Annotated in this window: 17 protein-coding genes; 7 read left to right on the plus strand and 10 right to left on the minus strand. The window is 71.9% G+C overall.

What is annotated here, in order from left to right; translation table 11 throughout:
* Positions 1 to 122: 122 nt before the first annotated feature.
* Positions 123 to 962, plus strand: coding sequence for a carbohydrate-binding protein (locus ABZ260_RS02295; protein WP_355611840.1), 840 nt, complete (start codon positions 123 to 125; stop codon positions 960 to 962).
* A 120-nt stretch (positions 963 to 1,082) separates the two neighbouring features.
* On the opposite strand, the gene ABZ260_RS02300 is transcribed toward ABZ260_RS02295, so the two are convergent.
* Both ABZ260_RS02300 and ABZ260_RS02305 read right to left on the minus strand, forming a co-directional pair.
* Positions 1,083 to 2,039 carry a nucleoside hydrolase gene (locus tag ABZ260_RS02300; RefSeq protein WP_355567030.1) on the minus strand — a complete coding sequence of 319 codons (957 nt, stop codon included), beginning with the start codon at positions 2,037 to 2,039 and terminating at the stop codon, positions 1,083 to 1,085.
* Between the two features lie 67 nt (positions 2,040 to 2,106).
* Complete coding sequence (locus tag ABZ260_RS02305) at positions 2,107 to 2,583, minus strand: Lrp/AsnC family transcriptional regulator (RefSeq protein ID WP_350919324.1); 477 nt, start codon at positions 2,581 to 2,583, stop codon at positions 2,107 to 2,109.
* 124 nt (positions 2,584 to 2,707) lie between these two features.
* Between ABZ260_RS02305 and ABZ260_RS02310 the strand changes: the two genes are divergently transcribed.
* Both ABZ260_RS02310 and ABZ260_RS02315 read left to right on the plus strand, forming a co-directional pair.
* A complete protein-coding gene (locus ABZ260_RS02310; protein WP_355611843.1) occupies positions 2,708 to 3,658 on the plus strand; it encodes a pirin family protein in 951 nt (316 codons plus the stop codon).
* 312 nt (positions 3,659 to 3,970) lie between these two features.
* A complete protein-coding gene (locus ABZ260_RS02315; RefSeq protein WP_355611846.1) occupies positions 3,971 to 5,380 on the plus strand; it encodes an NAD(P)/FAD-dependent oxidoreductase in 1,410 nt (469 codons plus the stop codon).
* Here ABZ260_RS02315 and ABZ260_RS02320 read toward each other — a convergent pair.
* Positions 5,377 to 5,844, minus strand: a complete 468-nt coding sequence (locus ABZ260_RS02320; RefSeq protein ID WP_355561380.1) for a hypothetical protein — start codon at positions 5,842 to 5,844, stop codon at positions 5,377 to 5,379. The genes ABZ260_RS02315 and ABZ260_RS02320 overlap by 4 nt on opposite strands.
* A gap of 62 nt (positions 5,845 to 5,906) precedes the next feature.
* Between ABZ260_RS02320 and ABZ260_RS02325 the strand changes: the two genes are divergently transcribed.
* Positions 5,907 to 9,665 carry a CHAT domain-containing protein gene (locus tag ABZ260_RS02325; protein ID WP_355611849.1) on the plus strand — a complete coding sequence of 1,253 codons (3,759 nt, stop codon included), beginning with the start codon at positions 5,907 to 5,909 and terminating at the stop codon, positions 9,663 to 9,665.
* Between the two features lie 54 nt (positions 9,666 to 9,719).
* Here the strand turns inward: ABZ260_RS02325 and ABZ260_RS02330 are convergent, their stop codons facing one another.
* Together ABZ260_RS02330 and ABZ260_RS02335 are read right to left on the minus strand one after the other, a co-directional pair.
* A complete protein-coding gene (locus ABZ260_RS02330) occupies positions 9,720 to 10,874 on the minus strand; it encodes an acyl-CoA dehydrogenase family protein (protein ID WP_355611852.1) in 1,155 nt (384 codons plus the stop codon).
* 188 nt (positions 10,875 to 11,062) lie between these two features.
* Complete coding sequence (locus tag ABZ260_RS02335; RefSeq protein WP_355561371.1) at positions 11,063 to 12,178, minus strand: Xaa-Pro peptidase family protein; 1,116 nt, start codon at positions 12,176 to 12,178, stop codon at positions 11,063 to 11,065.
* 270 nt (positions 12,179 to 12,448) lie between these two features.
* Between ABZ260_RS02335 and ABZ260_RS02340 the strand changes: the two genes are divergently transcribed.
* From ABZ260_RS02340 to ABZ260_RS02350, 3 genes are all read left to right on the plus strand, one after another.
* Entirely contained in the window at positions 12,449 to 13,621 is a 1,173-nt protein-coding gene (locus ABZ260_RS02340; protein ID WP_355611855.1) for a SpoIIE family protein phosphatase, read from the plus strand.
* Between the two features lie 17 nt (positions 13,622 to 13,638).
* The gene (locus tag ABZ260_RS02345; RefSeq protein WP_355611858.1) at positions 13,639 to 14,532 is read left to right on the plus strand and encodes a 5'-3' exonuclease; all 894 of its coding nucleotides are present in this window, start codon (positions 13,639 to 13,641) and stop codon (positions 14,530 to 14,532) included.
* 80 nt (positions 14,533 to 14,612) lie between these two features.
* The gene (locus ABZ260_RS02350) at positions 14,613 to 16,040 is read left to right on the plus strand and encodes an RNB domain-containing ribonuclease (protein ID WP_355611861.1); all 1,428 of its coding nucleotides are present in this window, start codon (positions 14,613 to 14,615) and stop codon (positions 16,038 to 16,040) included.
* A 55-nt stretch (positions 16,041 to 16,095) separates the two neighbouring features.
* Here the strand turns inward: ABZ260_RS02350 and ABZ260_RS02355 are convergent, their stop codons facing one another.
* From ABZ260_RS02355 to ABZ260_RS02375, 5 genes are all read right to left on the minus strand, one after another.
* The gene (locus ABZ260_RS02355) at positions 16,096 to 18,825 is read right to left on the minus strand and encodes a DEAD/DEAH box helicase (protein WP_355611864.1); all 2,730 of its coding nucleotides are present in this window, start codon (positions 18,823 to 18,825) and stop codon (positions 16,096 to 16,098) included.
* Between the two features lie 85 nt (positions 18,826 to 18,910).
* Positions 18,911 to 19,786 (minus strand): diacylglycerol kinase, encoded by an 876-nt coding sequence (locus ABZ260_RS02360; RefSeq protein WP_355611867.1) that lies wholly within the window; start codon positions 19,784 to 19,786, stop codon positions 18,911 to 18,913.
* A 17-nt stretch (positions 19,787 to 19,803) separates the two neighbouring features.
* Positions 19,804 to 20,658: a twin-arginine translocase subunit TatC gene (tatC, locus tag ABZ260_RS02365; RefSeq protein ID WP_355611870.1), complete on the minus strand. Its 855-nt coding sequence runs from the start codon at positions 20,656 to 20,658 to the stop codon at positions 19,804 to 19,806.
* Positions 20,659 to 20,798: 140 nt separating this feature from the next.
* Positions 20,799 to 21,134: a Sec-independent protein translocase subunit TatA gene (tatA, locus tag ABZ260_RS02370; protein WP_355611873.1), complete on the minus strand. Its 336-nt coding sequence runs from the start codon at positions 21,132 to 21,134 to the stop codon at positions 20,799 to 20,801.
* A 66-nt stretch (positions 21,135 to 21,200) separates the two neighbouring features.
* On the minus strand, positions 21,201 to 21,389 hold the full coding sequence (locus ABZ260_RS02375) for a hypothetical protein (RefSeq protein ID WP_350963105.1): 189 nt from the start codon (positions 21,387 to 21,389) through the stop codon (positions 21,201 to 21,203).
* Between the last annotated feature and the right edge of the window lie 6 nt (positions 21,390 to 21,395).

The following is a 21,395-nucleotide window of genomic DNA, read 5'->3' on the forward strand; positions in this document are numbered from 1 at the left end:
CAGGTCTCGCCGGTTCCCCGCGGCGGTGTCGCACGGTGCCGGTTTCGACCGGCCGCCCCGGCGCCGCACGCGTTCGACAGGTCGCGTCCAGGCACGTCCCCCCGGAGGCCAAGGAGGCCATTGTGGACGCCGAGAACACCCACCACCAGAATACCGGCAGCGAGAGCGGGGGCATCAGCCGCAAGACCCTGCTGAAGGCCGCTCTCATCGCCCCGATCCCGCTGCTGGTCGGCCAGGCTCCCGTGCTGGGCCGCGACGCGCAGCGGACGGACGGGCTGCTCGACCCCACCCCCTTCTGCGACGACGGCGACGACCCGACGATCGCCCAGACCGAGGGCCCCTATTTCAAGCCCAACTCGCCACGGCGCACCTCACTGGTCGGGCCCGGCACACCGGGCGTCCCGCTGACCGTCAGCGGCTACGTGTTCGGCCGCTCGTGCCAGCCGATCGCCAACGCGCTTCTGGACTTCTGGCAGGCGGACACCAACGGCGCCTACGACAACAGCGGATTCGGCTTCCGCGGGCACCAGTTCAGCGACGCCCAGGGCGCGTTCAAGCTGACCACGATCGTTCCGGGCCTGTATCCCGGACGCACCCGGCACATCCACGTCAAGGTCCAGGCCCCGAACCGGCCGGTGCTCACCACCCAGCTCTACTTCCCGAACGAACCGCGCAACAACACCGACACGATCTTCGACCCGTCACTGGTCATGACCGTGCGCACGGCCGGCTCCGGCAGGGAGGCGACGTTCGACTTCGTGCTCAACATCGTCGGCACCCCGTCGCCCAGCCCGACGCCGACCACGAGCCCTCCGCCGGGCGGGACGTGGCGGGCCGGAACGAACTACAGGGCCGGCGACCAGGTCACCTACGGCGGCGTGACCTACCGCTGCCTTCAGGGGCACACGGCCTACGCCGGATGGGAGCCGCCGAACGTACCGGCCCTGTGGCAGCGCGTCTGACGCACCGACCGGCCGACGTGACCGGCGCCCCCACCTCCGCTCGTGGACGTCGTGTCGCCGTAGCCCGGGGGCCCGGTCCGGCCTCTCCCCGGACCGGGCACCCCGCCCGAGGTCTTCCGGTCAAAGTCCGACGCGCTTCTCCCGGCGTTCGATCGACTCCGCGACCCGCGCGTAGACGGCCAGCAGAAGGTCCCAGAAGCGGCCGACGTCAAGCGAGGTGCCGACCAGGGCGTTGGGGGCGCGGCCCCGGAGGTTGAAGTCGGTCACGGTCATCCCCGAGGTGAAGCGGCCCGCCGTCTCGACGTCGACGACCGCGGGTTCCAGGGTGATCAGCGACGGGTCGATCAGGTGGGCGACCGCGCAGGCGTCGTGAATCGCGGGCCCGTCGTCGGCGGTGATCATGCCGTAGAACCGTACGCACGGGATGAGCAGGTCGGTGCCGAGCCTGCCCATGGCCGCCATTCGGGCCGCCACCGCCTCCGTGGTCATGGCGGCACGGCTCACGTCAAGGCCGATCATGGTCACCGTCCAGCCCGCGCCGAAGACGATCGCGGCGGCCTCCGGATCGGCGGCGATGTTGAACTCGGCCGCCGGGGAGAAGTTGCCCCGGGTGTACGACCCGCCGAGGATGGTGAGCCCCCGCGCCCAGTCGACGATCCTCGGCTCCCTGAGCACCGCGAGCGCCACGTTGGTCAGCGGGCCGATGGCGACCAGGGTCACCTCGCCCGGGTCGGCCCTGAGCGTCTCGACGATGAAGTCGACGGCGTGCCCGGCGGCCGGCGGGAGCGTCGCCGGAGGCAGCAGCGCGTCCCCGAGACCGGAGCCGCCGTGCACGTCGGCCGCGTCCACCCGGGCGCGCAGCAGGGCGCCCGCACTGCCCGCGGTGACCGGTACGTCGCCGAACCCCAGGAACTCGCGGAGCCGCAGCGCGTTGTCCGTGGTCCTGGCCAGGTCGACGTTGCCGCCGACCGTGGTGATCCCCAGAACCTTCAGGTCGGGGCTCCCGTGAGCGAGGGCGAGCGCCAGGGCGTCGTCGATCCCCGGGTCACAGTCAATAATGATCTTCCTAGCAGACACCCGTTCAGCTTGGATTAACTACCCCATGCCCGGCAAATCGGTACTTAGTAACCTGCGCCTGCGGGGCTCAGGCGCGCTCGTCGGGCTTACCGGCCTCCGTGCCGGCCGGCTCCGGGGGACGGTGCTCGTACGGCGTGCTGAGCACGACCGTGGTGCGGGTGGAGACGTTGGCGGCGGTGCGGATCTGGTTCAGCAGTTCCTCGAGCGCGATCGGCGAGGCCACCCGGACCTTGAGGATGTAGCTCTCGTCCCCGGCCACGCTGTGGCACGCCTCGACGGCGCTCAGGTGGGCCAGCCGTTCCGGGGCGTCGTCCGCGGCGGCCGGATCGATCGGCTTGATGGACACGAACGCGGTGAGCGGCAGCCCGATGGCGTCGTAGTCGACCAGCGCCGCGTAACCCCGCAGCACCCCGCGCTTCTCCAGCCTGCGCACCCGCTGGTGCACCGCCGACACCGACAACCCGGTCTCCCTGGCGAGATCGGTGAAGCTCATCCGGCCATCCCTGGCCAGCAACGTGACGATACAGCGGTCGATCTCCTCCATCCCGTAAACGGTAACGGCACCGGAGAGCACACGCATCGCCCGGATGTCACGGCACGGTCCCAACCCACGGGCAATCCCGCGACCCGGTTCCCGTGGCGGCCGGATCAGAACGTACAGTCGCGAAATGAGCAACCTGGAAACGGATCCGCGGGAGTCGGCGTGCGGCGGCCTCGCGGATGTGGTGGCGGAGCCGGTGACCGAAGTGCTGGCCGGCAGGGACGTGGTGCTGGGCGGCCCGCGGGCGATGAAGGTCACCAGAACCCTGCCGAACCGGGACATCAGAATGGTCGGCGCCTGGTGCTTCGTCGACCACTACGGCCCGGAGAAGACGACGATGAGCGTCCCCCCGCACCCGCACACCGGGCTGCAGACCGTCAGCTGGCTCGTGGAGGGCGAGATCCTGCACCGCGACAGCCTCGGTAGCGAGCAACTGATCAGACCCGGCCGGCTCAACCTGATGACCGCGGGACGTGCCATCTCCCACTCCGAGGAGTCGGCCGCCGAGGCCGCCCTGCACGGGGTCCAGCTGTGGGTGGCGCTCCCCTCCGCCGCCCGCGAGACGGCTCCGGCCTTCGAGCACCACCCGGTGCTGCCCGAGCTGACCCTGCCGGGCGCCAGGGTGACCGTCATCATGGGCGAGCTGGGCGGCGTCACGTCACCGGCGACGGTCCACACCCCGCTGGTCGGGGCCGAGGTGAGGCTGGAGGCCGGCGCGGCGATCTCCGTCCCGCTCCGTCCCGGCTTCGAGTACGCCGCGCTGGCCCTGTCCGGCACCGTGCGGGTCGACGAGACGGACCTGTCCCCCGGGCCGCTGCTCTACCTGGGCAGCGGGCGTTCGGCGCTGTCCATAGGGGCCGAGGATGCCGGCCGGCTGCTGCTCATCGGCGGCGAGCCGTTCGAGGAGCGGATCGTCATGTGGTGGAACTTCGTCGGCCGCAGCCACGAGGAGATCGCCAGGTTCCGGCAGGAGTGGATGAAGGGCGAGGAGTTCGGCACGGTGCCCGGCGGCGCCGCCCCGCTGCCCGCTCCCGAGCTTCCCCTGACCGCCCTGAAGGCTCGCGGACGCCGCCGCTAGCGACCGGCCCCGACCCCGCGGGGGGACGGCCCCGCCCGTCGCCAGGCCCCGCCCCTCGCCAGGCCCTGTGCCGCGCCCCTGGCCCGCGGCTCTTGCCCTGGCGGGGACCACCGGTCAGGCCGCGCCTCTCGACGCGGAGGAGGGAGCCGCGGCGATCGACGACAAGGCGGCGAGACGGCGAGACGGCGAGGCCCCGCGCCTCGCCGGAGCCACGCACGTGGCTCCGGCCCGGACCGGAGGGTGCGAAGCTGATACGACCCGCGCCACGGGAGCGGCGCGGGCCCATGACCGGTTCTGCCTGGGAGGTAAGTCGTGTCTGACGAGTTCGACGTGGTGGTTGTGGGCGCGGGCCCGGCGGGCGAGAACGTCGCCGACCGCGCGGTCAGGGGAGGGCTGACCGCCGCGATCGTCGAGAGGCACCTGGCCGGCGGCGAGTGCGCCTACTGGGCGTGCATCCCCAGCAAGGCACTGCTGCGCCCGGTGGAGCTGGCCGCCGAGGTCGCCCGGGTACCGGGCCTGACGCTGGGCCCGATCGACACCGCCGCCGTGCTCGCCCGGCGCGACGAGGCGGTGTCCCACCTGGACGACAGCGGCCAGGTCGAGTGGATCAGGAGCGTGCCCGTGGAGTTCGTCCGCGGCCACGGGCGGCTGGACGGCCCGAGGCGGGTCGCGGTGACCGCGCAGGACGGCTCGGTCCGCACGCTGACCGCCAGGCACGCGGTCGTGCTGGCCACCGGCAGCGGTGCGGTCATCCCGCCGATCCCCGGCCTGGCCGAGGCCAGGCCGTGGACCAGCCATGAGGTGACGGCGGCCAGAAGCGTCCCCGAGCGGCTGGCCGTGCTGGGCGGCGGCGTGGTGGCCTGCGAGATGGCCCAGGCCATGCACGGACTCGGCGCGAGAGAGACGACGGTGCTGGCACGCGGCGGACTGCTCGGCAGGATGGAGCCGTTCGCCGGGGAACTGGTGGCCGCCTCGTTCACCGGGGCGGGCATCACGGTGCGCGAGGGCGTCCAGGTGACGAAGGTCGAGCGGCCCGGGCCGGGGGGCCCGGTCACGCTCCACCTGTCCGAGGGCCCGCCCGTCGAGGCGGACGAGCTGCTGGTGGCCACCGGCAGGCGCCCCGCCACCGGCGACCTGGGCCTGGAGAGTGTCGGCCTGGAGGCCGGGCGCTCGGTGGAGGTCGACGACAGCATGCGCGCGACCGGCGTCCCCGGCGGCTGGCTGTACGCGGTGGGCGACGCCAACGGCCGCGCCCTGCTCACCCATATGGGCAAGTACCAGGCACGGCTGTGCGGCGACGTCATCGCGGCGCGGGTCAAGGGCGAGCCCGACGACCTGCCGGGAATGCGCGACGTGGCGGACGGCTACGGCGCGCCGCAGGTCATCTTCACCGACCCGCAGGTGTGCGCGGTCGGCCGGACCGAGGCACAGGCCCGCACCGAGGGGTTCGACGTCCGCGTGGTCGAGTACGACCTGGGCAGGGTGTCGGGGGCCTACCTGCAGGGCGACGGCTACCGCGGCATGGCCAAGGCGGTGGTGGACGAGCGGCGCCGCGTCCTGCTGGGGGTGACCTTCGTCGGCCCGGCCGTGGGCGATCTGCTGCACGCCGCGACGATCGCCGTCACCGCCGAGGTGCCCCTCGACCGGCTCTGGCACGCGGTGCCGTCCTTCCCCACGGTCAGCGAGATCTGGCTGCGGCTGCTGGAGGCGTACGGGCTCTAGCGGGGTTGTGCCGGAGGCTCCGGCTCGGGCGGGGTGTCCCCGGTGATCTCGTCGACCCGCAGAGCACCCCGGGGAGGGGCGTCCACCTCGTGGCAGACCCACACGCGGTGCGCCCCGTCCCAGTAGACGACGCGCCACCCCGGCTCCGCCGGGGGCAGCCTCAGGGCTCGGAGCGCCGCCGCGGCGTCGGCGGGAAGGTCGGCGGGCAGTCGCACGATCGTTTTCGAGCCCCGGTCGGCCAGCGTGACATGACCGGCCTCGGCGATCGAGGTCCTGGCGCGTTCGCGGCTCTCACCGGAGAGGAGATCCCGGATCCTCGTGTACAGATCCTCTCCGGCCTTGGTCGCGACCGCCTGGAGGAACGGCAGCAGGGCCGACCCGGCGAGCGCTCCGAGCAGCATCTCGGTCACACCCCGCTCGGCCGGATCCCCGCCGGGGGACATGGGGGAACTCTGCTCTCTCACGAAGTCAATCTTGGCCGATCTTCCGCCGTCGCGCACTCTTGGAAGATCGGAGAGGAGACGGTGTGGAGATCACCATCCAGGACGTCCTGACGCGCCTTGGCGGCATCATCAACGACGGCCGTCCGGATCAGGTGCTGAGCCCCTGGGCGAGTGCCGCCGCCGCGGAGCTGCTGTACAGGGCTGGCACCTGGCTCCGCGACCACGAGGGACTGCCGCCGCGGGAGACCGCCGTGCTCCTCTACGCGACCGGCATGCTGTACGGCGTCAGATACCGGGCGAGCGACCGCGGCTCCGCGGACCTCGCCATGGACTCGCCGGACTTCGTGGCCATGTTCGTCCTCCTCGACCTCTCCGATCTCTGCGGGCTCACGGTGCCGGAGCAGGTCCTGCCGTTCATCCAGCACATGCGCCGGAGGCGCCCCGGCCATCGTGACCGGCTCCTCGGGGTGCTTCACCCGGACGGCGGCTCGCTGCGCCTCCTGCCGACCGAGGACGAGAGGATCGCGCTGGGCCGGCTGCTCCTCATGGTGGCGAAATCGCTGACGCCCGAGGGCGACCCGATGCTGCCGGCCCTGATGGGGGAAGTCTCCTCGTACGCACTGGAGTGGTTCGCCTCGGCGGGCGAGAAGGACGCCCTCGACGAGGCGGTGGAGACCGCCCGGCGGGCCGTCACCCTGCTCCCCGCCGACAGCCCCGAGACGCCCGAGTATCTGAACGCCCTGGCTTTCGCGGCGGCGAACCACTTCGAGGTCTCCCGCGACCTACGGCTCCTGGAGGAGGCCGCCACGGCCTTCCGGCGGTCATGGGCGAGCGCCCCGCCCGGCAGCCGGGAACGACTCCGCTCCACGCTGGGTCTCTGCGCCGTCCTCCATCACCGTTTCCTGCACGGCGGTGACCCGTCCGTGATCGCGGAGGCGATCGACGCGGGCCGGCTCGCCCTTGAGGCCTGCCCTCCGGGCGATCCCGCGGAGGCCGCCGTGTTCCAGACCTACGGCGGGGTGCTGTCCGAGTCCTCGCTGAGAACCGGGGACGGGGCCGAGCTGCGGGAGGCGGCCACGCTGCTGCGCCGGGCGGCCGCGTTGCTCCCTCCCGAAGCTCCCGAGCGGGTGGCGTGCCTGAAAGATCTCGCCATGACGCTGCGGAACCTCTACGTCCTCACCGCCGACGGGCCTGCGCTGAACGACGCCGTCCACGCGGCGCGAGAGGCCGTGGCGCGTGTCCGCGCCGAGGATCCGATCCGGGCGGCCTGCCTGACGACCCTTGGAAACGTTCTGGAGGAGGTGTACCTGCGCCACGGTGACGACGCGTCGCTGGCCGAGTCGGTCGCGTCGCTGCGGGAGGCGGTGGAACTGCTCGGGGACGAGCCGTCGAAGGACCTGGTCATCGCCCGGAGCGCGCTCGGCAGCGCGCTGCGGAACCTGGCCATCCGCACCGGGGACGAAACGGCCCTGGAGGAGGCGGTCGTGGCGCTGCGCGCGGCGTCCGGCGGCCTGAACCCCGGTGATCCGCAGCACTCCTTCATCGTGCCGCGGCTCGCCATGTCGCTGACGATGCGATTCGCCGGGCGAGGCAGTGAGGAGGACATCGAGGAGGCGATGCGGATCGCCCGCGAGGCATTGGAGATGTTTCCCCTCCGGTCGGCCGGCCGTTACACGGTTCTCCCCGCGTACGCGCAGGTCATCCTCATCCGTTCCGCCTACCTCGGCGATCTGTCCGCCTTCCCCGAGGCCGCCGACGCGCTTGAGGAGAGCATCGACGCCGTTCCGCCCGGGGCCTCGGGCCGGGCCCTGCACCTGGACCTGCTCGGCACGGTCCAGCTCCTCCGCTTCCAGGCGAGCGGCGACGCCACCTGGCTGAACGAGGGCGTCAGACGGAAGCGCCAGGCGGTCGCCGAGACCGGCCCCGCCATGCGGGACACTCCCCTGCTGCTTTCCGGACTCGCCTGGGCGCTCAGGATCAGGTTCGACCACACGGGTGAGCGGCCCGCGCTGGACGAGGCCGTCGAGCTCTGCCGGGCCGCGGCCGCCGCTGCTCCCCCGGGGGACGCGCAGCGGCAGGCGGGGCTCAAGGAACTCGGGCGGACCCTCCTGCGGCGCGCACAGCTGACCGGCGATCCCGGCGAGCTGGCCGAAGCCATCCGCCTGCTGCGCGAGGCGGACGACCCCATCGGCGTCGGCGACGCCATGACGGAGCGATTCACCCGGAGCGGCGATGCCGCCGATCTCGACGAGGCGCTGCGGACGCTGCGAGAGGTCGCGCGGTCCCCCACCGGGAATCTGTCCGACCGGCTCCGCGCGAGCTGGAAATGGGGTCAGGCCGCGGCCGACCACGGGCGCTGGGAGGAGGGCGCGGACGGGTTCGCGGCAGCCGTACGGCTGCTTCCCCTGGCCACCACCCGCAGGCTGCCCAGGGCCGAGCAGGAACGCGTGCTCGGGGGCAACGCCTACTTCGGCCTGGACGCCGCGGCGTGCGCCCTCCATCAGGGGCAGCCGGTCCGGGCACTGGAGCTGCTGGAGTACGGCCGGGGCCTGCTGTTCGCCCAGTCCCTGGAAACCCGTTCCGACCTGGGGGAGCTTGAGGAGCGCGCACCGGAGCTGGCGCTCCGCGTGCGGCGGTTGCGCGGCCTGCTGGATCAGGAGCCTTCCGTCCTCGGCACCGCCATGGCCGGCGGCCTCACCGCCGAGCACCGCTGGCGCCTGGCGGCCGAGTGGGAGGAGGCGCTGCGGGCGGTTCACGCGATGGGCCTTCTCGTGCCCCCGCGTGGCGAGGATCTGATCGCCACCGTGGGCGAGGACCCCGTGGTGGTCGTCAATGTGAGTCCCTATCGCAGCGACGCCCTGATCGTGCGGAAAGACGGCGTCGAGTCCGTCCACCTTCCCCTCCTGGACCGCGACAGGTCGTTCCAGCACGCCATACGATTCCACCTGGCCGTCAAGGGCACCGTGGACATGCGCGTCGCCGAGGAGACGCTGAGCTGGCTGTGGGACGCGGTCGCCGCGCCGGTCCTCGACGCCCTCGGCCTCACCGGACCTCCCGCGCCCGGCGGGCCCGCTCCCCGTGTCTGCTGGTGCCCGACCGCCGCTCTCTCGTACCTTCCGCTGCACGCGGCGGGGCGGCCGGGGGAACCGGGCGTGCTCGACCACGTCGTGTCCTCGTACACCTCCACGCTGCGAGCCCTGCAGCACGCCCGCCGGCGGCCCCCGGCGCCTCCACGTCCGCGCCGTCCCCTGGTCGTGGCCGTCGACCGCACACCGGGGATGAGCGACCTGCCCGCCACCGTCAAGGAGGCCGAGCGGATCGCGCACCGGATTCCCGGGTCGGTCCTGTTGGGAGCGGTCTCCCGCGAGCGGCTGCTGGCCGCGCTCCCCGATCACGCCTGGCTGCACTTCGCCGGTCACGCCTACGCCGATCCGCACCGGCCGTCCAGGAGCCACCTGGCCCTGGGGCACGACCGGCTCGGTGTTCTGGACATCGCCCGGCAGGACCTGCCCCACGCGGAGCTCGCCTACCTCTCGGCATGCCACACCGCCGCCCCGACAGGCAGGATCGCCGACGAGGCGATCCACCTGGCGTCGGCCTTCCAGCTCGCGGGCTACGAGCACGTCATTGCCACACTGTGGGGGATCAGGGACGATGTCGCCGCGCAGGCGGCCGACCACGTCTACGCCCGGCTGGATCCCGGCGTCCCGCCCGGCGCCGGCGTCGCCGACGCCGTCCACGGCGCGAGCCTGGCCCTTCGCGAGCGATACCCCGGCCGACCGGACCTGTGGGCCGCCATCATCCACACCGGCCCCCAGAACTCCGGCGGCGCCTCGGGGTGACGACCGGGATCCCCTCCGCCCGGGCCTGAGCCCACCGCCCGGCCGGTCGGGACGTCACGCCCGGTCGCTCCTGGCGAGGGCGCGAGAGATGACGAGGCGCTGGACCTGGTTGGTGCCCTCGACGATCTGCAGGACCTTGGCCTCCCGCATGTAACGCTCGACCGGGAAGTCCTCCACGTAGCCGTAGCCGCCGAGGACCTGGACCGCGTCGGTGGTGACCTTCATGCACATGTCAGTGGCGAAGAGCTTCGCCATCGCCGCCCGCGTGCCGTAGGGCCGGCCCGCGTCGCGCAGCCGGGCGACGTCCAGGTAGAGGGCGCGGGCGGCGGCGATCTGGGTGGCCATGTCGGCGAGCATGAAGCCGACGCCCTGGAAGTCGACGATCCGCGAGCCGAACTGGCGGCGCTCGGCGGCGTACGCGGTGGCGGCCTCGAAGGCGGCCTGCGCCACGCCGACGGCACAGGCGGCGATACCGAGCCTGCCGCCGTCCAGCGCGGCCATGGCGATCCTGAAGCCCTCTCCCTCGGCGCCCAGCAGCGCCTCCGGCCCCAGTCGCACCCCGTCGAAGCGGACCTGGGCGGTCGGTGACGACCTCATGCCCATCTTCCGCTCGGGCGCGCCGAACGACAGCCCCTCCGTCCCCGCGGGCACGTGGAAGCAGGAGATGCCGCGCGCGCCGTCGGCCGAGGTACGGGCCATCAGCGTGTAGAAGTCGGCGGCGCCGCCGTGGGTGACCCAGGCCTTGACCCCGTCGACCGTGTAACCGTCCTCGCCGGGAACCGCCCGGGTCGCCAGCGCGGCGGCGTCGGACCCCGACTGCGGCTCCGACAGGCAGTAGGCGCCCAGCCACTCACCGCCCAGCATCCGGGGAAGCAGCGCGGCGCGCTGCTCGGCGGTGCCGTAGGCGGCCACCGGGAAACACGACAGGGTGTGAACCGACAGGCCGAGCCCCACCGCCAGCCAGCCGGCCGCCAGCTCCTCGATCACCTGCAGGTAGACCTCGTACGGCTGTGCCGCCCCGCCATGCTCCTCGGGGTAGGGCAGGCCGAGCAGTCCCGCGCGGCCCAGCGTGGTGAACACCTCCCGGGGGAAGCGCCCGGCGGACTCGTCGGCCGCGGCCCGGGGGGTGACCTCCTTGCCGATCAGGTCGCGGACCAGGTCCAGCAGGTCGTGGGCGTCACCGGTCGGCAGAACGCGCTCAACGGTCATCTGAATCCTTCCAACGTGGAGACCCCGCCCCTGGGCTCGGGGGGAGGGGATCGCATCCGCGTGCTCCAGGTCCTGGCGCGGACGACGAAGGTGGGTGGCCGGGGTCGCCGGCCACCCCGATTCTGGCACCCGCCGGACGGCCACGGCTCCCCCGGGGCGCGACCGGACAGGGGCCTGCGGGGCACCCGTCAGACGACCACGAGCTCGCGAGTGCGGTGGTTGACCCGCTCGCCGCCCTCCTCCGTGCAGATGAGAATGTCCTCGATGCGGGCGCCGTGTGCCCCGGGCAGGTAGATGCCCGGCTCGACGGAGAAGGCGAAACCGGGCGCCAGCGGCTCGGCATTGCCCGCGACGATGTAGGGCTCCTCGTGGGTCTCCAGGCCGATGCCGTGGCCGGTGCGGTGGATGAAGTAGTCGCCGTACCCCTCGGCCGCGATCACGTCTCGCGCGGCGGCGTCGATCGCCTCGCACGGCACCCCGGGACGCACGGCGTCGCAGGCCGCCTGCTGGGCGTGCCTGAGCACCTCGTAGTACTTCAGGAAGCCCGCCGGAGGCTCGCCGATGGCATAGACGCGGGTGGAGTCCGAGCAGTAGCCGCCGGGCATCTGACCCCCGATGTCGACCACGATCGGCTCGCGCTCCCTGACGATCCGGTCCGACAGCTCGTGGTGCGGGCTGGCGCCGTTGGGACCGGAGCCGACGATGACGAAGTCGACGGTGGAGTGCCCAGCCGCGATGATCGCCTCGGCGATGTCCCTGCCGATCTCCCGCTCGGTCCTGCCGGCCCGCAGGAAGCCGGGCACCTGGGCGTGGACGGCGTCGATCGCGGCGCCCGCCTCGCGCAGCGCCGCCACCTCGGCCGGGCTCTTGCGCATCCGCAGCCCGCGCAGGACCGTCCCGGCGAGCACCTGCTCGGCTCCGGGGATCGCATCGCGCAGGCGCAGCGACTGCATCGCCCACATCCGGTCGGCGAGGCCCACCTTTCCAACCGCACCCAAACGCCCGCCGACGACCGCGTACGGGTCGTCGGTCTCGTCCCAGGGGACGAATTCCACGCCGAGCCTGGACGCCGGAGAACGCTCGGCAGCGGGCAACTCCAGGCGGGGCACCATCAGGAACGCCTCACCCACGACCGGGAGCACCAGGCAGGTGAGCCGCTCCAGCGGCAGCGCCTCATAACCGGTCACATAACGCAGGTCTGGGCCTGGCGTGAGCAGCAGCGCGTCGAGCCCGGCGGTGGCGGCGGCCTCGCGGGCGGCCTCCAGGCGGGTCACGGGATAGAGATCAGAGGACTCCGTCGTCACACCGACCAATCTAATCCCGGGCGGAGCGGCGATGCATCCGGGAGCGGCCCCGGGACCGAAACTCAGGAAAAGGAAGGTACGACGACAGCCCCGCCACTACAATCCGTTGAAGTACGATCACATTTTGTTGGCAAAATGTCCGCAAAGCCATACATTCCGAGAGCGAGCTACATGGTCGGCGTAGTGGGCGGCCACCAGCCCCCCCTCCACCCACGAAACGACCAAGTGACCGGTTCGGCTCCGTCGATCGCCGCTGAGATGGCGCAGCGGTTGCCAGACGAACCGGACGGGCACATGGCCGTGGAGCGGCAACTCCTCAACACCCGCCTGGCGCACGCGGAACGCCTGGGCGATATGGGCTGGACCGAGTGGAATCTTCAGACCGGAGAGTCCACCTGGTCCGATCAGGTGTACACCATATTCGGCCGAGATCCCGGCGACGGCCCGATTCACCTGCGCGATCTGGCCGGCCACGTCGAGGCGACCGATCGTCCCGACCTCGACCTGCGTCTGTGGTCCGTCATGCACCGGGCCGAGCCCGGCGAGGTCGAGTTCCGCATCCGCCGCCGCGGCGAGCTCCGCCACCTTCGCGCCGTACTCGACCCCGTCGTGACCGGCGGTCACGCCGCCGTGCACGGTGTCGTCCAGGACATCACCTGCCGACGTCGCGCCGAGCGCATCATGGCCGAGTCGCGGAGCAAGCTGCTGCGGGTCCGCGAGCAGGCCGAGCAGGAACACCACATGAGCCTCGCGCTACGCGAGGCGATAATGCCCGGCCTTGGAGAGACCATCGACCTGCCGCACGCGCGCATCGCGGTCCGCTATGTGGCGGCGGATGCCAAGCCCAGCCTCGGCGGCGACTGGTACGACGCCGTTCCCCTGCCCGACGACAGGGTGCTACTGGCCATCGGCGACGTGGCCGGGCACGGGATGCCCGCGATCTCCCAGATGGCCCAGCTGCGGCACGCCCTGGTCGGCCTCGCGATGACCGGCCACTCCCCCGACCGGTTGCTGGCCTGGCTCAACGACTTCGTGCTGCACCGGATGCCGGAGACGACGGCGACCACGATCGTCGGTCACCTCGACCCGGCCACCAGGATGTTCACCTGGGGACAGGCCGGGCACCCGGCACCGATCCTGGTCCGCGAGGGAACCGCCACCCAGCTCGACCCGCCCGCCGGGGTGCTGCTGGGCGCCACCCCCGACGAGCCGTACGAGCTGGCCGGGGTCGAGCTACGGGAGGGCGACCTGCTGCTGCTTTTCACCGACGGGCTGGTGGAGCGGCGCACCCGGGACATCGACGAGGGCCTGGCGCTGACCATGGAGGCCGCGGCCCTGCTGAGGGGGGATCCGAACGACGGGCTCGATCAGCTCATCGAGGTGATCGGCGGCCCCAATCCCGAGGACGACACCTGCGTTCTGGCCATCGGGGTGCTCGGCTGATTGGTTAAATGGTCGCCATGCCCGGCCTGATGCTTCTTGACACCCCGTCGCTGTACTACCGCGCCTTCTACGGGATTCCCGAGTCGATGACCTCACCCGAGGGCATGCCCGTCAACGCGGTGCGCGGCGTCATCGACATGATCGCCATGCTGGTCCGCCGGCACTCTCCCCACGAGCTCGTGGCCTGCATGGACGCCGACTGGCGCCCCGCCTTCCGGGTGGCGGCCATCCCCACGTACAAGACCCACAGGGTCGCCGAGGACGGTGCCGAGGAGACTCCGGACACGCTCGCCCCGCAGGTGCCGGTGATCGAGCAGGTGCTCGACGCGGTGGGCATCGCCCGCATCGGCGTGCCCGGCTACGAGGCCGACGACGTGATGGGCACGCTCACCGCACGGGCGAGCGGCCAGGTCGACGTCGTCACCGGCGATCGCGACCTGTTCCAACTGGTCGACGACTCCCGGCCGGTCCGCGTTCTCTACACCGCCAGAGGGGTCAAGAACCTCCAGCTGGTCGACGAGGCCGCCGTCGCCGAGAAGTACGGCATCCCCGGCCGCTCCTACGCCGACTTCGCCACCCTGCGCGGCGACCCCAGTGACGGCCTGCCGGGCGTGCCGGGGGTGGGCGACAAGACCGCGGCGGCTCTGATCACCCGGTTCGGCTCACTGGAGGCGCTGCTGCGCGCCGTCGACGGGGACGGCGACCTGACCTCGGGCCAGCGTGCCAGGCTGTCGGCCGCCCGCGACTACCTGCGGGTGGCCCCCGAGGTGGTCTGGGTCGCCCGCGACGCGCCCCTGCCCGAGACCGACCTCACGCTCCCGACCAAGCCCCGCGACCCGGACGCCCTGGCGGTGCTGAGCGAGCGCTACGGCCTGGGCGGGCCGCTGGAACGCCTGACCTCCGCGCTCTGACCCACCCGCCGAATGTCCGATCTGACCATTTCGCCCTAGCCGGTGGGGCGGGACCACCGCCAGCCGGTAGGTTGCTCCCTGTGCCTCACAAGAGCATCCGGGTACCCGGAGAGTCCCACCCCCGGCTCGACGACGGTTTCGAACGGATCCGCCGTGAGATGAAGCTGCCCGAGGGGTTTCCCCGGGCGGCGGTCGACGAGGCCGAGTGGGTCGCCGAGGTGCCCGCCCTGCCCCGGCTGGACCGGACCGACCTGCCACTGATCACCATCGACCCTCCAGGGGCGATGGACCTCGACCAGGCCGTGCACCTGGAGGAGCGGCCCGGCGGCTACCGCGTCTGGTACGCCATCGCCGATGTCGGGGCGTTCGTCAGGCCCGGCGGGGCGATCGACACCGAGGCCCGCACCCGGGGCGAGACGGTCTACATGCCCGACGGGCGCGTGCCGCTGCACCCGCCCCTGCTGTCGGAGGCCGCCGCCAGCCTGCTGCCGGGCGTGACGCGGCCCGCCGCGCTGTGGTGCGTCGACCTCGACGCGGAGGGCCGGATCGTGGGCGCGGACGTGACCAGGGCGCTGGTGCGCAGCCGCGAGCGGCTCGACTACGACTACGCGCAGGCCGCGATCGACACCGGCACCGCCGACGGCACGCTGCGGCTGCTGGCCGAGATCGGCCGGCTCAGGCTCACCCTGGAGCGGGCCAGAGGCGGCGTCACGCTGCCCACCCCCGACCAGGAGGTCGTTCCGGACGGGGACGGCTACCGGCTGGAGTTGCGCGCCCCGCTGGAGGCCGAGGCGTGGAACGCGCAGATCTCGCTGCTGACCGGCATGGCCGCCGCCTCGATGATGCTGGACGCGGAGATCGGCCTGCTGCGGGTGCTGCCGCCCGCCCCCGCCGAGAGGGTCGCCCAGGTCCGCAGGGTGGCCGCGGCACTCGGCGTGCCCTGGCCGGAGGGTGCCGGGTACGGCGACGTCGTGCACGCCCTCGACCCGAAGATCCCCGAGCAGGCCGCGTTCCTGCAGGAGTCGACGGTGCTGCTGCGCGGCGCCGGCTACGTGGCCTTCAACGGCGAGCCCCCCTCGCAGGCGGAGCACGCCGCTGTGGGCGCGCCGTACGCGCATGTGACCGCGCCGCTGCGCCGGCTCATCGACCGCTACGCCACGGAGATCTGCCTGGCCATCGCGGCGGGCGAGCCGGTGCCGCAGGACGTCCAGGAGGCCATGGGCGAGCTGCCGGAGATCATGCACGCCACCGGGCGGCGCGCGAACGGCGTCGAGCGGGCGTGCGTGGACCTGGTGGAGGCCTTCGTGCTCCGTGAGCGGGTGGGCCAGACGTTCGAGGCGGTGGTGATCGACGTGGCCGAGGACCGGCCGTGGGGCCAGGTACAGCTCACCGATCCGGCGGTGGTGGCCCGCTGCGACGGCGAGGGGCTCGGGCTGGGCAGGAGCGTGCGCGTGCGGCTGACCCGCGCCGACCCGACCACCCGCGAGGTCCGCTTCAGCCTGGCCTGACCGCGCCTCGTCCGGGAAACCAGCCGTACCCGGTACGCCCCCCGCACGGCCCGGCTCAGGCCAGGGACGAGTAGGCCACCACCCCGCGACGCAGCGCGTCCATCGCCTTGCTCGCGTTCTGCTTGACCTTGCTCCCGGCGGGGGCGGCAGTGGAGATCTGGCCGAGAAGGTCGAGCAGCTGCTTCATCCAGCGTACGAAGTCTCCCGCGGCCAGCTCCGCGCCACCGGCGCCGTCTCGGAGCACGGAATCCAGGGTGTGCCCCCTGGCCCAGCGGAAGGCCGCCCAGGCGAAGCCGAAGTCGGGCTCCCTGATGAACGACAGCCCGTGGTCGCTCTCGATCGACTCCAGCTCACCCCAGAGACGGACCATGTCGGCCAGCGTCTGCTGCGCGCCGCCCGCGGGGATCCTGGGCTGGCGGGCGTCGTCGGCCTGCCTGGACTCGAAGACCAGCGAGGAGACGCACGCGGCCAGCTCGGCCGGGTCCAGGTCGTTCCAGAGCCCGGCGCGCAGGCACTCGGCGGTCAGCAGGTCCAGCTCGGTGTAGAGCTGGGCCAGGCGGCGGCCCTCGGTCGTGACGCTCTCACCGTCGAGGTAGCCGAGCTGGTCGAGCACCCCGCAGACCTTGTCGAAGGTGCGGGCGATGACGTGGGAGCGGCCCTCGACCCGGCGGCGCAGCCCCTCGGTCTCGCGGAGCAGCTTGTGGTAGCGCTCGGCCCAGCGGGCGTGGTCCTCGCGCTCGTCGCACCCGTGGCAGGGGTGCCGGCGGATCTCCCGGCGCAGGCGGGTGATCTCCTCGTCCTCGGCGGCGTGGTCGCGTGCCCTGACGGGCTTGCCGAAGTCCCGGTCGCCGATCTTGGCGTGTACCGAGGAGACCAGGTTGGCCCGCTCCTTCGGCGAGCGGGCGTTGAAGTTCTTCGGGATGCGCAGACGCTCGACCGGTTCGACCGGGACGGGGAAGTCGGCCGGCGACAGCTTCTTGACCTGCTTGCCGATGGTCAGCACCAGCGGGGACGGGCCCTCGCCCCGGGAGTTGAGGCCGGGGTCGAGAACGACGGCCAGGCCGGCGCGGCGCCCGCCGGGAATCCTGATGATGTCGCCGGGCTTGAGCGCCTCCAGCGAGCGCAGCGCCTGCGTCCTGCGGGCCGCGCCGCGCTGACGTGACAGCTCGGCCTCCCTGTCGGACAGGGCCCTGCGCATCGCGGCGTACTCCTCGAAGTCGCCCAGATGGCAGGTCATCGCCTGGCGGTAGCCCTCCAGGGCCTCCTCGGCCCGGCGCACCTGCTTGGCGATGCCCACCACGGCCCGGTCGGCCTGGAACTGCGCGAACGAGGACTCCAGCAGCGTCCTGGCCCGCTCCCTGCCCACCTGGCCGACCAGGTTGACCGCCATGTTGTACGAGGGGCGGAAGCTGGAGCGCAACGGGTAGGTACGGGTACTGGCCAGGCCGGCGACCTGGAGGGGGTCGGTGCCCGGCTGCCACTGGACCACCGCGTGGCCCTCCACGTCGATGCCGCGGCGCCCGGCTCGCCCGGTGAGCTGGGTGTACTCGCCGGGGGTGAGGTCGGCGTGGGTCTCGCCGTTCCACTTGTCGAGCTTCTCGATCACCACGGAGCGGGCGGGCATGTTGATGCCCAGCGCGAGGGTCTCGGTGGCGAACACGGCCTTGACCAGGCCGCGGGTGAACAGCTCCTCGACGACCTCCTTGAAGGCCGGGAGCATGCCCGCGTGATGGGCGGCCAGGCCCCGCTCCAGGGCGTCGCGCCACTCGAGGTAGCCGAGCACGGCCAGGTCCTCGTCGGGCAGGTGCGCGGTGCGCTCGTCGACGATCTGGCGGATCTCGTGGCGCTCGGCGTCGGTGGTGAGCCGGATGCCGTCGTGCAGGCACTGCATGACGGCGGCGTCGCAACCGGCCCTGGAGAAGATAAACGTGATCGCGGGCAGCAGGGCGTCGGCGTCCAGTCGCTCGATGGCCGCGGCCCGGTCCGGCGGGCCGTTCCTGCGGGGCCGCGGGTAGCCGCGGCGGCCCCTGCCGTACGCCTGGCGCTCCTCGTCCCTGGCGATGCGCAGCAGGTTGGGGTTGATCTGGGCGCGACGGTCCTCGTCGCCGGTGACGAACAGGTCGTAGATGCGGTTGCCGACGAGCATGTGCTGCCAGAGCGGGACCGGGCGGTGCTCGTCGACGATGACGCTGGTGTCGCCGCGGACCTCTCCCATCCACTCGCCGAACTCCTCGGCGTTGCTGACCGTGGCGGACAGGGCGGCCAGCCGCACCGACTCGGGCAGGTGGATGATCACCTCTTCCCAGACCGCGCCGCGGAACCGGTCGGCGAGGTAGTGGACCTCGTCCATGACGACGAAGCCGAGCCCCGCCAGGGTGCCGGAGCCGGCGTAGAGCATGTTGCGCAGCACCTCGGTCGTCATGACGACGATGGGAGCCTCACCGTTGACGCTGTTGTCACCGGTGAGCAGGCCCACCTTGGTCGCGCCGTACCGCCTGACCAGGTCGTTGTACTTCTGGTTGGACAGCGCCTTGATCGGGGTGGTGTAGAAGCACTTGCGGCCCTCCGCCAGGGCCAGGTGCACGGCGAACTCGCCCACGACCGTCTTTCCCGAGCCGGTGGGCGCCGCCACGAGGACCCCGTCGCCCGCCTCCAGTGCCCGGCAGGCGTCGATCTGGAAGTCATCCAGCTCGAAGTCGTACAGGCCACGGAACGAGGTCAGCGCCGGCCCACTCTCAGCCTGGCTCTGACGGAAGGCAGCGTATCGTTCCGCCGGGGTCGTCATACCTCCCAGCCTACCGATATCGGGATTCCGGTCCGTCCCCCCTTTTTTACCCGGCGATCCGGCCGATCGCGCGAACGGAGCGGCCCTAAACGAGGACCGCCAGCGCTCCGGGAACGACCTCGCAGGTCAGCGGGGTGGGACCGACCCGCTCGCCGTCGGCGTAGGCGATCACTCCGGGAGCCTCCACCCGCACCCTTCGGGCACGGTGCATGGTGACGGCGGGGTGACTCGCGTGCGAGCCCCGATAGACGCGGGGAAAGGCGCGCAGGAACTCTCCCCGGGGGACGGCGCCGAGGATCGTCACGTCCAGCAGGCCGTCGTCGGGCACGGCATCGGGGCACACGCGCATGCCCGCACCGTACGAGCGGGTGTTGCCGACCGCGACCAGCATGGCCTCCCGCTCGACGATCTCACCGTCCAGGTCGATCCGGAACGGGATGGGCCTGAAGGAGCGCAGTTCCTCGGCGAGCGCGACCAGGTATCTGGCCATGCCGGGCGGCCAGGTCATCCGGTTGGCCCGCTCGTTGACGCGGGAGTCGAAGCCGCAGGCCACCACCCCGGCGAACCACTCGTTCTCGCCCACCTTCGCGGCGTCGACGGTGCGCACCCGCCCGCGCAGCACGGTGTCGGCGGCGGCCAGGGGTGCCTTCAGCGGGATGCCGAGCGCGCCCGCGATGTCGTTGCCGGTGCCCACCGGGATGACGCCCAGCGGCACGCCACTGCCCGCGACCGCCTGGAGTGCCAGGTGGACCAGGCCGTCACCGCCGAAGGCCACCAGTGCCTCCGGTTCCTCGGCGACGGCCAGGCAGGCGCGGTCCAGGGCGTCGGCGGCGGAGTCTCCGAGGATCACCGAGACCTCGCGACCGCCCTGCCGCAACCGGTCGAGCACCGGGGAGAGCAGTCCCCGTGAACGGCCGCCGCGGGCGGCGGGATTGACGAGGACTGCGATCTCTGCGGGCACAGATCGGAACTTATCCCCTATTTGCTGGGATCGGTGTCGGTCGTTCTCGAATCGATAGGAGCCGGATCACCGACGGGGGTCACGTCGCCCAGAGGCGAGGCGTCGTCGTCGAGCGAGGAGGCCTCGTCGTCGTCGAGGTGGGAGAAGTCCTCGCCCTTCGGCTGCCTCTTCTCCCGCAGGTACATGAACCCCTCGGCCAGGGCGAACAGCGCCACCATCGGCAGGGCGAGCGCGATCATCGTGAACGGGTCGCCGCCGGGGGTGGCGATCGCCGCGAAGACGAACATGAGGAAGATGACCATCCGGCGGTGCTTGGCCACCAGCGCGCGCGGCAGCACCCCGATGATGTTCAGGAACACCATGAGCAGCGGCAGCTCGAAGGAGATGCCGAACACGATGATCATGAGCAGCGCGTAGCTGAGGTACTCGTCGATCGTGATGCCGGTCAGCGTTCCCGGAGGGGCGAACCCGAGCAGGATCGACAGCCCGGTGTCCATCACGAAGTAGGCCAGAGCCGCACCGGCGAGGAACAGCGGGACGGCCAGCACGATGAACAGGATCGAGTAGCGCTTCTCGTTGCGGTACAGGCCGGGGGTGACGAAACCCCAGATCTGCCAGAGCCAGATCGGCGAGGAGACGACGAGGCCGAACATCGCCGCGACCTTGAGGTTCACGAAGAAGGAGTCGAAGACGCCGAGGATCAGCATCGTGCACTGTCCAGGCCGCAACTCCTGCGCCTGGGGAAGCCCACAGTAAGGGGCAGACACGAACTGCCAGATCGGGCCAAAGAAGATGAAACCAACCACGACGCCCACGAGCAGGCCGAGCATGGCGATGATCAGCCGGTTGCGCAGCTCACGCAGGTGCTCCATGAGCGGCATGCGACCGTCGCCAGAGTCAGCGGGCGGTTCCGTCCCGTTCCGGCCCGGTTTAGGCCACTTCAGCAGCGCCATTCACGAATCCTGGGGTGACGAGTCGGTTGATCGGGGTTAGATCTTCAGGCTACCGCCGATCACTGCGTCTTGGGCGCTCCAGACTGGGCTCGCAGCCTGGCCGCCTGCTCCTCAAGCTGGCGGGCCTGCTCTTCGACGCTCTGCGCGGAGGCCGGCGTCGAAGTCGCGGCCGGGATCGGCTGCGGCGCCGGGGCGGCGGGCTGGGCCTGGGCCTGGACGACCGTGGTGGTCGTGCCGTCGGCCTCGTCGTCATCGCGGAGCTTGGCGGTCTCCGACTTGAAGATGCGCAGCGACCGGCCGATCCCGCGGGCGGCTTCCGGCAACTTCTTGGCACCGAAAAGCAGCACCAGGATCAAGCCGATAATGATCAGCTCAGTGGCTCCGAGGTTTGGCATTACACATCCTTACGCCGAACGACGTGCAGTCTCTGTGTCCGATCGTACGCTGCCTCGAGGGCAGACTCATCCCTTCGGAACACGTATCGTCCCCCCGCTCTCGCCGAACAGCACCCGGACGGGCTCCAGCCTCCCGTGCGCGCGGTCGATCTCGCGGCCGAGTTCGGTGGCCGCGCGCAGTACGCGAACAGCCAGAAAACCGAGGATTCCCAGCCCCACGAGGGCCAGCGAGAGCGCGGCGATGATCCAGCTCATAGTGGG

The sequence above is a fragment of the Streptosporangium sp. NPDC006013 genome, from assembly GCF_040614275.1.
Taxonomy (GTDB): domain Bacteria; phylum Actinomycetota; class Actinomycetes; order Streptosporangiales; family Streptosporangiaceae; genus Streptosporangium.

Bases quoted from the DNA above. Each gene is read 5' to 3' on its own strand.
- ABZ260_RS02330 (WP_355611852.1), bottom strand. From the start codon at position 10,874: ATGACCGTTGAGCGCGTTCTGCCGACCGGTGACGCCCACGACCTGCTG.
- ABZ260_RS02355 (WP_355611864.1), bottom strand. From the start codon at position 18,825: ATGACGACCCCGGCGGAACGATACGCTGCCTTCCGTCAGAGCCAGGCT.
- ABZ260_RS02345 (WP_355611858.1), top strand. From the start codon at position 13,639: ATGCCCGGCCTGATGCTTCTTGACACCCCGTCGCTGTACTACCGCGCC.
- ABZ260_RS02375 (WP_350963105.1), bottom strand. From the start codon at position 21,389: ATGAGCTGGATCATCGCCGCGCTCTCGCTGGCCCTCGTGGGGCTGGGA.
- ABZ260_RS02310 (WP_355611843.1), top strand. From the start codon at position 2,708: ATGAGCAACCTGGAAACGGATCCGCGGGAGTCGGCGTGCGGCGGCCTC.
- ABZ260_RS02305 (WP_350919324.1), bottom strand. From the start codon at position 2,583: ATGGAGGAGATCGACCGCTGTATCGTCACGTTGCTGGCCAGGGATGGC.
- tatC (WP_355611870.1), bottom strand. From the start codon at position 20,658: ATGGAGCACCTGCGTGAGCTGCGCAACCGGCTGATCATCGCCATGCTC.
- tatA (WP_355611873.1), bottom strand. From the start codon at position 21,134: ATGCCAAACCTCGGAGCCACTGAGCTGATCATTATCGGCTTGATCCTG.